At 71.0% G+C, this 12,092-nt stretch carries 9 protein-coding genes and 3 tRNA genes; 3 read left to right on the top strand and 9 right to left on the bottom strand.

Features of this window, described 5'->3' with window-relative positions; genetic code table 11:
* Positions 1-67: 67 nt before the first annotated feature.
* The 8 genes from ACIRR9_RS31110 to ACIRR9_RS31075 form a co-directional block, all read right to left on the bottom strand.
* A complete protein-coding gene (locus ACIRR9_RS31110) occupies positions 68-439 on the bottom strand; it encodes a hypothetical protein (RefSeq protein WP_403758591.1) in 372 nt (123 codons plus the stop codon).
* Positions 440-570: 131 nt separating this feature from the next.
* A complete protein-coding gene (locus tag ACIRR9_RS31105) occupies positions 571-3,447 on the bottom strand; it encodes a PKD domain-containing protein (protein ID WP_403758588.1) in 2,877 nt (958 codons plus the stop codon).
* Between the two features lie 259 nt (positions 3,448-3,706).
* Complete coding sequence (locus ACIRR9_RS31100) at positions 3,707-4,123, bottom strand: hypothetical protein (protein WP_403758585.1); 417 nt, start codon at positions 4,121-4,123, stop codon at positions 3,707-3,709.
* A 220-nt stretch (positions 4,124-4,343) separates the two neighbouring features.
* Positions 4,344-4,417: transfer RNA gene (locus tag ACIRR9_RS31095), tRNA-Phe, on the bottom strand.
* A gap of 24 nt (positions 4,418-4,441) precedes the next feature.
* A tRNA-Asp gene (locus tag ACIRR9_RS31090) sits at positions 4,442-4,516 on the bottom strand.
* A gap of 47 nt (positions 4,517-4,563) precedes the next feature.
* Positions 4,564-4,636, bottom strand: a tRNA-Glu gene (locus ACIRR9_RS31085).
* 200 nt (positions 4,637-4,836) lie between these two features.
* Positions 4,837-6,306, bottom strand: a complete 1,470-nt coding sequence (locus ACIRR9_RS31080; RefSeq protein WP_403758582.1) for a metallophosphoesterase — start codon at positions 6,304-6,306, stop codon at positions 4,837-4,839.
* Between the two features lie 55 nt (positions 6,307-6,361).
* Positions 6,362-6,703, bottom strand: a complete 342-nt coding sequence (locus tag ACIRR9_RS31075) for a metallopeptidase family protein (protein ID WP_365339764.1) — start codon at positions 6,701-6,703, stop codon at positions 6,362-6,364.
* A 248-nt stretch (positions 6,704-6,951) separates the two neighbouring features.
* On the opposite strand from ACIRR9_RS31075, the gene ACIRR9_RS31070 reads away from it, so the two are divergent.
* Entirely contained in the window at positions 6,952-7,875 is a 924-nt protein-coding gene (locus ACIRR9_RS31070; protein ID WP_403758579.1) for a TolB family protein, read from the top strand.
* A gap of 38 nt (positions 7,876-7,913) precedes the next feature.
* On the opposite strand, the gene ACIRR9_RS31065 is transcribed toward ACIRR9_RS31070, so the two are convergent.
* A complete protein-coding gene (locus ACIRR9_RS31065) occupies positions 7,914-8,504 on the bottom strand; it encodes a hypothetical protein (RefSeq protein ID WP_403758577.1) in 591 nt (196 codons plus the stop codon).
* 186 nt (positions 8,505-8,690) lie between these two features.
* On the opposite strand from ACIRR9_RS31065, the gene ACIRR9_RS31060 reads away from it, so the two are divergent.
* A complete protein-coding gene (locus tag ACIRR9_RS31060) occupies positions 8,691-9,218 on the top strand; it encodes a hypothetical protein (protein ID WP_403758574.1) in 528 nt (175 codons plus the stop codon).
* 593 nt (positions 9,219-9,811) lie between these two features.
* Positions 9,812-12,040: a DEAD/DEAH box helicase gene (locus ACIRR9_RS31055; RefSeq protein WP_403758571.1), complete on the top strand. Its 2,229-nt coding sequence runs from the start codon at positions 9,812-9,814 to the stop codon at positions 12,038-12,040.
* The last annotated feature ends 52 nt before the right edge of the window (positions 12,041-12,092 follow it).

Here is a 12,092-nt window from a genome sequence, read left to right as displayed (position 1 = left end):
CCAGGATCTCACCTCGGGGAAATTCGTGGCGAACGCTTTTGCCTCCGGCGGTTCGGCCGGGGTTGGCCTACTGGCTCCGCTGGGCGGGCGGGGTGGTGGAGGGAGCGGAAGCCGCGGAAGCGGCGGAGGCGGCGGAGGTGGTCGCCGGGTGGGTGGCGGCAGGTGCCTGATGGGTGGCGGCGGCCGCGGACGCGATCGACTTCGCCGTGTTGGACACGGCCTTGATCCCCAGGTAGGCGGTGGTCATGCTGCTCACGGCGGTGAACGCCGCGGTGAGGACGCCGACGATCACCGACCTGTCACCGCCGAGCCGCCAGACGCCGAAGGCCGCTACGCCGGCGATGGCGAGATTGCTGACGACGACGGCGAGCAGGCCGTAGCGCGCCCGGGCCTTCTCCAGCCGTATGTCCTCACCGACTCTGTCCTGGTCCTCGCTCATCGTCCCCGCCCGCCTCCGGTCCGTATTGAGGTCTGTCTCGATGTCTGTCTCGATGTCTGTACTGACGTCTGTACCGACGTCTGGTCGACGACGCAGAACGTAGCGTCGTGCGGCCCCGCCGCCAAGCGGTGTCAGCCCGTCGGGAACACGGCGTAGGCGCCGAAGAGGTCGGCATACACGTCCACCGGGCTGGAACCGGCGTTGTAGAGGTCGATGTCGCCGTCGATGCCGACCTTGACCAGGGCGCGGCCGGCCGCGGGGTGCCCCTTGGTGAAGTTCAGCGAGTACACGCCGGGGCGTGCGGTGCCGTCGGGGTAGGCGACCAGGTAGCCGCTGCCGGACGGGGCGGCCACGGTCAGGTCCAGGTCGACCGCGTTCACCCCGGTCGCGGGGACGCCGTGGGCGCCGGTGACCTTGAGCTTGAGGGTGGCGTGGGCGGCGAGCTTGGCGATCTTGCCGTTGGTGCCGGTTCCGGTGCGGGTGTTGAGGACCCGGGCCGGGTTCGCGGGCAGGAACTCCGCGCCGTTCGCCGTGGTGCCGTACCAGCCGGCGAGGTCGGTCACGAGGTTCGCCGATGCCCTGCTGTCGTTGTGCAGGACGACCTTTCCGTCGTGCACGGGGATCACGACCTGGGTGGTGGTCGTCTGGCCGGTGGTCCAGTACGGGCCGCTCACGATGGAGTCGTTGGTGCCGTGCGTGGCGACGGTGAGGTCGCCGGCCGCCTTGGTGGTGGTTGCCGTGACGTCGAGGACGACCGCGTCCGCGCCCGCCGGGACGCCGTGGGTGCCGCCGACGGTCAGGGTGACCGAGTGTCCGCCGGCCACCGGGCCGCGCACGCCGCCGGTGCCGGTGCGGGTGTCGAGCAGGCGGACCGGGGTGACCGGGTGGTAGGTGTCGGCGTACTGGGCGTGGGACTGGAGGCCGACGGTGGCGACGTCGACCGTCACCGCGCCGGAGCTGCCGTTGTAGACGTCGACCGCACCGGTCGGGGTGACCTTCACCGTCGTTTCGCCGGTGGCCGTACGGCCCGGCTCGAAGGAGACGCCGGCGGTACCCGGGCGGCTGGTGCCATGGGTGTAGAGGGTGAGCGCGCCGCTCGCCTTCGCGTCGCTGGTGACGATCTGGAGCTGGGCCGCGTCCACGCCGTCCGAGTCGACCCGCAGCGTGGCCGCCGAGAGCTTCAGGACACCGTGCGCGGCGATCGTCTTCTCGGTGTCGTACTGCGGGGTCATGGCGACGAAGGCGTCCGCGGCGTGGAAGACGGTCGTGGCGGTGGTGGTACGGCCGAGCAGGTCGGTCTGCGTCAGGGTGGCGGTGTAGCTGCCGGGGGCCGGGTACTGGTGCGTGGGCTGCTGTGCGCCCGCGGCCAGGTTGTCCTGCGTGCCGTCGCCGTAACTCAGGGTCCGGTACCCGACCTCCCACGAGTCGGCCGGTGCCGGCACCGTGAACCGCGCGAACCCGGCGTTGACCTGACCGCTCGCGGTGTCCGGGGCTACCGACAGGGCGGTGGCGGGCGGGGTGGCCGTACCTGCCGCCACCCCGGCGTACGACTTCTCGGCGTTCGTCCCGTCCGGTTCGGTGAAGGTGATGCGCGTCGTGTACAGCCCCGGCGTGGTGTAGGTGTGGGAGGCCGGGGTGCCGGGAGTGCCGGTGGCCGGGTCGCTGCCGTCGCCGAAGTCGACCGAGTAGGTGAGGGGCGCGCCCCAGGAGCTGGTGGCGTCGGTCTTCATGGAGATGCCGAGCGGTGCGAGCCCCTTGGGGGGCGTCGGAACGTCGCCGGCGGCGATGGTGAGGGTGTCCTGCCGTTCCAGGGCGCCGCGGTCGGGGTGGCCGGTGCCGTTGCCGGTGTTGTCGACCAGCAGATCGTCGACGCGCGGACGACCCTGGGCGTCGGTGCCGAGTTCGCCGGGCGCGGTGGCGTCGGCCGAGTCGATCAGGGGGGAGTGCTCGGACGGCGTCGTCGGGTACCCGTTGATCCCGTCGATGTCGTGCGTGCCCTGGCCGGTCGCGTCCCGGAACGCCCCGCTGGTGGCGTAGGAGGTGCCGGCCCAGGAGTACTCGGTGCGGGCGGGGGCGGAAGTGGACGCCGAGTGCGCCGCCACGTTGTAGTCGGCGGTGACCTGGCCCGTGGAGTCGGCCGACACCGTGTAGAGCGGAGCGGTCGGCGCCGCGCAGGCGCTGGTCTGCATCGACGAGCCGTTGGTGATGGCCACGTTGTTCTCCACCACCCCGGAGCTTCCGCCGTCCAGCGAGATTCCGGCGTCGCAGGGGGCGAAGACGGTGTTGCTGGTCACGTCCGCGTCGGCGGTGCCCGACACCGCGATGCCGCCCTGCTGATACATGAGGATCATGTTGGTCGTCACGGTGATGCGGGCCGCTCCCGGCTGCACCCGCACGCCGTAAGCGGTGCTCGGATAGAGCGTGTTCCGTGACACGGTCACGTCCGAGGACGTGCCGTCCACGCCGATCGCCGTCCCGGTGACGGGGACCGTCGGGGCGTAGTTGTCGACCGTCAGCCGGTCGAGGGTCACGTGGTCGGACCCGGTCACCGCCACCACGTCCGAGTGGTGCTCGTCGGTGAAGGTCAGCGAGTCGACCCGCACGTCGTGCACGCCCTTCAGCGTCAGCGCCGGTGCGGAGGCGGGAGTGGCGAGCACCGCCGTCAGACGGCTTGAGGGGAGGGGTGCTCCGCTGAACGTGATCGGCTTCTCGCTGGTCCCCGACCGGGTGAGGGTCACCGCTTCCGGGTGCGGAGACAGGGAGTAGTCCCCCAGGATCCGGACCGTGTCCCCCGGCTCGACCACGTCCGCGGCGGCCTGCACGGTGCAGAAGGGCCGGCTCTCCGTCCCCGTACCGCTGTCACTGCATGCCGGGCTGTAGCCCTTCACGTACAGCGTCGTGTCCGGCCCGGGATCGGCCGCGGCCCGTCCGGTCCCCCAGCCGCTCATCACCCCCGCCATGACGATCATGGCGAGGGACAGCCCGACGGCAGGGCGGGATCTGTGCATGAGGTCTCCACGGAGCGTTCGCGGGGGTGGTCACGAGATCGCCGGAGAGCATGAACAGCCCGGAGGATACGACCGGTTGGGATCCGGGGGCGGTTCGGCTCGGCGTTGACATGCAGCCGTCATGCTCTCGAGGCGATCTCAAAGGAATGCCATGATCCGCCCCGCTCTTGTCCAAAACAGAGTCCAGGGCCCGCCCTCCCGACTGGATCGGGGAGACAGGCCCTGGACTCGGTGCCCCGGCGGGACGGTGGCGCCTACATCAGGCGTTTCCGTCCTTGTAGACGGGGTGGTAGTCGGTGTCGCCACTGACCTTGACGACCCACACGCGGACCGGGGTTCCTTCGGGGCTGATGTTGCCGGTCTTGTAGTCCGAGCAGTACGGGGAGGAGTGCCCGCGGGTGCTGACCGTGCGGTCGATGTCGCCGTCGCGGCCGATGTCGAGCCGGACCTCGATGCCCCAGCCGTCGGCCTTGGTGTCGCAGGCCGCGATCGCGTCTCCGGGCGCGTCGCCGAAGCCGATCGGGTCCGGGCCCGGGTCGTAGTTCCAGACGCCGTACCCGCCGCCTTCGTAGGCGCCGTAGGTCCACCCCGCGGCAGACGCGGAGTTGGTGGTGACGAGCCCCAAGCCGAATGCGCACAGAGTGACGCAGGCGGCCTTCGTCTTACTTAGTCTCACGCGACATCCTCTTCCCCGTCGGTCGAGGGCGCGCCCATGGATCAAGCAGCAAGAGACCGCCCCCGTCCGGCACTTGATGATCACCGCAACTTAACCCTTTTCTTACCTGGATCGTCAACCTGATTTGTCGGCTGGTGACTGTCTGTCGCGGCGCAGGGGGCTGGGTGCCGGGTGCTGAACGAAAACAGCCCCTCCGGGGACCCGGAGGGGCTGTTCGTTGTGGCTGGGGCCGGGGTCGAACCGGCGACCTATCGCTTTTCAGGCGATCGCTCGTACCAACTGAGCTACCCAGCCACGAGGTTTCACGTGAAACCTCAGCGGTCCTGACGGGATTTGAACCCGCGGCCTCCACCTTGACAGGGTGGCGAGCACTCCAAACTGCTCCACAGGACCAAGCTTTGTATTGCTTTGTGTGCAACAGTGTCGCACACGATCTTGCGTGCCCCCAACGGGATTCGAACCCGTGCTACCGCCTTGAAAGGGCGGCGTCCTGGGCCGCTAGACGATGAGGGCGTACTACCAGGTGCTGCTCTGCTTCGTCTTCGCGTCCAGGGGACGTGAGAAGCATGTGACTCCGCTTCCCCTCTAAGGTTCCGCTTCTCCCTCGCCTCTTGTCGAGGTCTGAGACGGTCAAGCCCTGACCGGTGCCCTTGGGCACGACGTGACTGTACTACGACGTCGGGACCTGGACCAAACTGAATAGCTGCGCGGGCTCAGGGCCGGTTCTCCGCCGGGAGGTGGCGGCTGACCTCGGCCGTCGTCTGGCCCAGACCGCCCAGTCTGATCTCGTCCCAGGCCTGGAGGCGGCGGCTGTCGCGGTCGAAGTAGAGGATCGAGGCCTCGATGGGGTCCGGGTACTTGCCCTCGACGGCACGGAGCCCGCTGCCGCCCGTGGAGCCCTCCACCCGGAGCCGGGTGCCGTGCGGCAGGATCTCCGTCAGCTCGTGATGGAGATGGCCCGCAAGGACGATGGGCACCTCGCCGTCCGTCATCCGGGCCGCCGCCGGCTCATGGACGATCGCCACGTCCACCGGGGTGCCGGCCGCCCGCTGCTCGCGCAGGGCGGTGGCGAGACGGTCTCCGGCCAGCTCCTCGGCCGCGTCTCCGCCGGGGACCGTCGACCGGTCGGGGGTGAACTGGGGGTCGCCGATGCCGGCGAAGCGCAGCCCGGCGACCGTCTGGGCGCGGCCGCCGTCCAGGACGTGCACGTTCTTCATGCGCTGCAGATAACGCTGGGTGATGAGGGAGTCGTGGTTGCCCCGGACCCAGACGTACGGCACGCCCAGGTCGGCGATCGGGTCCAGGAAGCCGTTCTCGGCGGCCGAGCCGTGGTCCATGGTGTCGCCGGAGTCGACGATCACGTTCACCTTGTACTGCTCCACCAGCGAGGCGACGATCTTCCAGCTCGCCGGGTTGAGGTGGACGTCGGAGATGTGCAGGACACGCAGCGTGGTCGGGTCCGGTGTGTAGGCGGGGAGCGTGGACGTGACGTCGTACAGCTTCGTCACGTTCGTCACCAGGCGGGCCAACTCCTTCTGGTAGACGTCGAATTCGGTGACGATGCTGCGGGCGTTGCCGACCAGCGCGGGGGCGGAGGAGAGCAGGCCGGAGAACCGCGGTTCCAGGACCGACTTGGGGTTCCAGGTGGCGTACGCGGTCGCGCCGGACGTGGCGAGGAGCGCGAGGGCGAGGCCGCCGGCGGCCAGGGCGCGGCGCGGGCGGCGGTAGACGGCGAGACCGAGGGCGGTGGCGCCGGAGACGACGGCCACGCAGGAGCGTACGGCCAGGGTGAGCGTGCCGTGCTCGACGTCGTGGGTGACCTCGTCCTGGAGTCCGGAGATGCGCTCGGGATGATCGACCAGGGCCTGGGAGCGGACCGGGTCGAGCTGGTCGACGTTGACGTCGAGGCGGACGGGCGCGGTGTGGGTGTCCAGGGACAGGGCGCCCAGCGGGGAGACGTTGATCTTCGTGCCGCCGGTGAGGGACGGGCGCAGGGTCATCGTCGTGTCCATCGGGCCGACCTGGGCGCGGACGTTCCCGACGATCAGCAGGCCGAGCCAGGCGCCGACGAGTACGACGGCCATCAGGCCCAGGGCGCGGCTCCAGGCGGGCGGCCGGTGCTGCTCGGAGGCGAGTTCCAGGACGGGTAGGCGGGCGCGGACATGGGCTCGGGCTCGGGCCATTGGTGCCGTATGCCCAGGATTGCGGGCTGGTATGCGGCGGTTCGCGGCGCGGGGGTCAGCCCCAGCCCAGTTCGTGGAGCCGGGCGTCCTCGATGCCGAAGTGGTGCGCCACCTCATGGACGACGGTCACGGAGACCTCGTCGACCACGTCCTCCTGCGTCTCGCAGTACCGCAGGGTCGGACCCATGTAGATCGTGATCCGGTCGGGGAGGACCCCGGCGTACCACTCCCCGCGCTCGGTGAGCGGTGTCCCCTCGTACAGGCCCAGCAGTTCCGGATCGTCGGCGGGCGGCTCGTCCTCGACGAACACGGCCACGTTGTCCATGACCCGCGTCAGTTCCGGCGGGATCCGGTCCAGGGCCTCGCTCACCAGTTCTTCGAACCTGTCGCGTGTCATCTCCAGCACAGGGCCATTGTCGGGGACGCGGGTGGAGCAGGGGTATCCGAAAGCGCGCACGGGATGTCTTCCGGCCCCTATTGCACGTCTGTGACAGCGCGCGCACAGCTCCGTCACTCCCCGTGGGAAGACTTCTCTCATCGCGAAGGGGCGGCAGCAGGCCGACGGGGACCGGACCAGTTCCGGGGACGGCAGGCGACTCCCGCGATGACCACTTGCCGCAGTGCCACTCACCCTGGGGGAACCTGATGTCCGCACGTCTCCGTCGTCGCACCACAACAGCCGTCGCCACCGGTGTCGCCGCGCTGCTGGCCGTTGCCGGCGTGTCCGCCACCGCCATGGCCGCTCCGGCCGCCGTGAGCGTGCCTCATGGGCTGACCATCAGCGACGGCACCCGGCACGTCATCGTCGGCGGCAAGTCGATCGACTTCGGTACCGCCGTCCGCGACCTGGCCTGGAACCCGAGCGGCACCAAGGCCGCCTTCATCGACGGCCACGGCAACCTCGTCGTCTCCGACCCCGACGGCAGCCACCGTGTCACCGCCGCCGCCAACCCGGGCAACCAGACCTGGTCCCACCCGACCTGGCAGGTCGCCGCGGCCGACCGGACGAACGGCATCCCCGCGAAGAACAACATCATCTTCTCCGCGAAGATCCACGGCAGCACCGTGCTGGAGAGCGTCAAGGCCACCAGCAACCACGGCAGGCCGACCACGATCAGCCTGAACAGCGACGACCCGGAGGCGGGTGCGCTCCCGAAGACGAACAACACCTGGCCGAACGCCGGCGGGTCCTACGGCACGTCCGTCTACGAGAACACCCACAACGGCGAGGTCTACATCCGGGACGACTACCTGCGTCAGCAGGGCGGTGCGCTGGCCAAGGGCTCCGAGCCCGCGCTCGCCCCCGGCGGCGAGGAGGTCGTCTTCGTCCGCTCGGTCGGCGGCCACGACCACCTCTTCGTCGACGACCTGACCGCCGGCACCAACGCCGTCAAGGACATCACCCCGCACGCCACCACCGACTACACCGAGCCCACCTGGTCGCCGAACGGCAAGACCATCGCCTTCCGGACCCCGCGCGGCACGTACACGGTCACCAAGACCGCCCACGGGTTCGGCAGCCCGGTCAAGGCCTCCTCGCACACGGGACTGCCCGCCTACCGCCGCTGACCGTCCACCGCGGCCGGCTGTCCACCGCGGCCGGCCGTCTACTGGGGCCGGCCGTCGCCGCCCAGCCGGCCGTCGGAGCGGGCGAGTTCGGCCCGCAGCGCCTCCAGGTGCTCGTCGGCCGTGTCGTGCGGCAGGAACTCGACCACGTCGAGGAAACGGAACAGCACCTGGGACCTGGTGACGGCGAACTCGTAGTCGCCGAACCCCACCACGGCACCCAGCTTCCCTCGTACAGCACCCCGGACGACATGAGCGGTCATGTCGTCCGGGGTTTCCGCGCTGGTGCCCCGGCGGGCGTTGGGGCGGGCCAGATACGGGCAGACCATCGAGGCGTAGAGCATGCACGCGCGGTGCCCGGGAGCCTCCAGGGTCGGCGCCAGGTTGCGGTACGGCCGCCCGGCGGCCAGCGCCTCGCGGATCGCGGCGCTCTCGGCGGCGCCGACCACCCGCCACACCGGGCCCTTGGGCATCAGGGTGTTGCAGACGGAACAGAGCCTGTTCCGGGCGCACTCCGCGCTGCGCTCGTAGTCGGTGAGTGCGAACTGGGGGGCGTCGCCCTCCCACGGGGTGATGGCGGGCACGGGGTAGCCGCGGCCGTCACGAGGCCTGGCCTCGACGCTCGCCGGCATGGGAACGGAGTCGAATCGCACACCCCATGGTGAACCACACACCCGAGCGCCCGCGACAGTCGGGGTGCGGAGGTCCGGCGTTTGTCGTACCGAAGGCCGGTACCTCCGGTCCGGGGGGCGTGTCCTCTTGTGGGCGACGGGAGTTGGGCAGATTGACTTCTTTCTCCGCCCCCGGAGGTGGCCGCCGTGCGCCCCTTGTACGTACCCGTCCGTCTGGCCGTCACGGTGATGGCCGTCGCGGCCGCCGCCGGCTGTGTGAACGTCGGGGACGACGCGGGGAAGGCCAAGCCGTCGCACTCCGCGGGACACCGGGGCGCCGGCGAGGCCGACGAGGACTCCGGGGTGTCCGGCGAGGGCGGCGCGGGGTACGGCGGTGAGGTGCCCGACGGCAAGCGCGGGCATCCGGGGAAGCCGAAGCCGGGGGAGTCGGAGTCGGCGTCCGCGAAGCCGGCGAAGGGCGGCAGCGCGGCGCCTGCCACGCCCGTGAACCCGGGGACGAGCGGGGCGCCGGGGGCGCCGGCCGGGCCCACGGGAGCTCCGGCGACGCCCACGCCGCCGGCTGTCACGCCCACCCCGCCGCCGGCTTCCCCTTCCCCGCCGCCCCCGGTGACCGACCCACCGTCCGCCGAGCCGTCCTCCTCGGCGCATGACGACGGCTCGGGGACCCAGCTCGTACAGCGGGAGCCGGCACCGGCGGCGGGGACACCGGCGTAGGGGTGCGGGGGCTCGGCACCGCCGGTGAGCGCCGCGGGGGCTGAGCGCCGCTGCGGCGGGAAAGATTTCGGGCGAGGCAAGCACCGCAAGAACCGGAAGAAGACCGGCGGGGAGGAGACCGGCGGGGACGTGGGCTCAGCCGGGACGTGGCTGCGGCGGGGCGAATTTCCGGGAAGCGGTTTTCGTGGTGGGCGCGTGGGGCGCGTGGGGGCGGGAAGAAGGCGGGCGGGTCGGGTGTTGGTGGGGGTGTAGATCAGCGCGTCCGGTCCGTGTGTCGGCCCGAGCCTCGCGTCGGAGTGTCAGCCAGTGCGCCGGAACGGAGCGTGGGGCGGTGCGCCGACGGGTCGGTTCGGGTGTCGCCGAGGCCGTGGCAGACCAGCTGTGAGCTGCGAGACAGTGGCTCGGTTTGCCTTGGGGGGTGGTGGGTGCGTATGGTGGTAGATCGTTTGATCCCATTTGCCCGGCGCCACCGCAGAGCGCGCCGTGTGGCGCGTACTCTCCCTTGCCGTGGCGGACCGCATTGAGGCGGTCGTGAGCGAATCACGGAGTTGACGGGCGCGTGCCGAAGAGACTCCGGAAGGTTTCGCATTCGCATGTCCGTGTCCAGTACTGATCAGTTCGTCGTGCCCGAGAACACCCAGGACGACGACCTGGTGACCAAGGTCTCCGAAGAGACCGCTGACACCACCGACACCACTGACAACACCACTGACAACACCCCTGAGATCACCTTCGCCGACCTCGGTCTTCCCGAGGGCGTCGTGCGCAAGCTCGCGCAGAACGGTGTGACCACCCCCTTCCCGATCCAGGCCGCGACCATCCCGGACGCCCTGGAAGGCAAGGACATCCTCGGCAGGGGCCGTACCGGCTCCGGCAAGACCCTCTCCTTCGGTCTGCCCACCCTGGCCACGCTGGCCGGCGGCCGTACGGAGAAGAAGCGCCCGCGCGCCGTCATCCTCACCCCGACCCGCGAGCTGGCGATGCAGGTCGCGGACGCCCTCCAGCCCTACGGCGACGTCGTCGGCCTGAAGATGAAGGTCGTCTGCGGCGGTACGTCCATGGGCAACCAGATCTACGCCCTGGAGCGCGGCGTCGACATCCTCGTCGCCACCCCGGGCCGTCTCCGCGACATCATCAACCGTGGTGCGTGTTCGCTGGAGGACGTGCAGATCGCGGTCCTCGACGAGGCCGACCAGATGTCCGACCTGGGCTTCCTGCCCGAGGTCACCGAGCTGCTCGACCAGGTCCCGGCCGGCGGCCAGCGGATGCTGTTCTCGGCCACCATGGAGAACGAGATCTCCACGCTGGTCAAGCGCTACCTGGTCGACCCGGTCTCGCACGAGGTCGACGCCGCCCAGGGTGCCGTGACGACCATGTCCCACCACATCCTGATCGTGAAGCCCAAGGACAAGGCGCCGGTCACGGCCGCGATCGCCTCCCGCAAGGGCCGCACCATCATCTTCGTCCGCACCCAGCTGGGCGCCGACCGCGTCGCCGAGCAGCTGCGCGACTCCGGTGTGAAGGCCGACGCGCTGCACGGCGGCATGACCCAGGGCGCGCGGACCCGGACCCTGGCCGACTTCAAGGACGGCTACGTCAACGTCCTCGTCGCCACCGACGTCGCCGCCCGCGGTATCCACGTCGACGGCATCGACCTGGTCCTGAACGTCGACCCGGCCGGCGACCACAAGGACTACCTGCACCGCGCGGGCCGTACCGCCCGCGCCGGCCGCACCGGCACCGTCGTGTCGCTCTCCCTGCCGCACCAGCGCCGCCAGATCTTCCGGCTGATGGAGGACGCGGGCGTCGACGCCGGGCGTCACATCATCAACTCCGGTACGGCCTTCGAGCCCGAGGTCGCCGAGATCACCGGCGCCCGTTCGATGACCGAGGTCCAGTCCGAGTCCGCGGCCAACGCGGCGCAGCAGGCCGAGCGCGAGGTCGCCCAGCTCACCAAGGAGCTGGAGCGGGCGCAGCGCCGGGCCGCCGAGCTGCGCGAGGAGGCCGACCGCCTCGTCGCCCGGGTCGCCCGCGAGCGCGGCGAGGACCCGGAGGCAGCGGTGGCCGAGGCCACTGCCGCGGCCCAGGTCGACGCCGAGGCCGTGGTGGCGGAGCAGCCGGCCGCCGAGGCGCCGGCCCGCCAGGAGCCCTCCTCGTACGAGCGTCCGCGTCAGCAGCGTGACGACCGGGGCAACTACGAGCGCCGTGACCGTCGTGACGACCGTCCGTCCGGTGGCTTCCGCCGGGACGACCGCCGCGACGACCGTGGTGCCCGTTCCTTCGACCGTCGTGACGAGCGTCCGTCAGGCGGTTTCCGCCGGGACGACCGTCGTGACGACCGCCGTGACGGCGGCGACCGTGGCGGCTTCCGCCGGGATGACCGTCCGTCCGGTGGCTTCCGCCGGGACGACCGCCGCGACGACCGTGGTGCCCGTTCCTTCGACCGTCGTGACGAGCGTCCGTCGGGCGGTTTCCGCCGGGACGACCGTCGTGACGACCGCCGTGACGGCGGCGACCGTGGCGGCTTCCGCCGGGACGAGCGCCAGCCGTTCGACCGCGACCGTGACGACCGCGGCGGCCGCTCCTTCGAGCGCCGTGACGGCGGCGACCGTGGCGGCTTCCGCCGCGACGACCGTCCGTCCGGCCACCGGGGCAGCGACCGTCCGTTCAACCGCGACCGCCGTGACGACCGCCCGGGCTTCCGCAGCGGCGGCCACAGCGGCCACGACCGCCCGTTCGGTCGCCGTGACGACCACCGTGGCTCGTCCTCCGGCTCCTTCGGCCGCCGCGACGACAAGCCGCGCTGGAAGCGCAACGGCTGACACCGAGTGAGCTGAACCCCGGAAGGGCCCGTACGACGACCTGTCGTACGGG

Origin of the sequence: Streptomyces sp. NPDC101234 (genome assembly GCF_044767525.1) — a bacterium.
Taxonomy (GTDB): domain Bacteria; phylum Actinomycetota; class Actinomycetes; order Streptomycetales; family Streptomycetaceae; genus Streptomyces; species Streptomyces sasae.
This window is presented reverse-complemented; position numbering and strand designations above follow the sequence as displayed.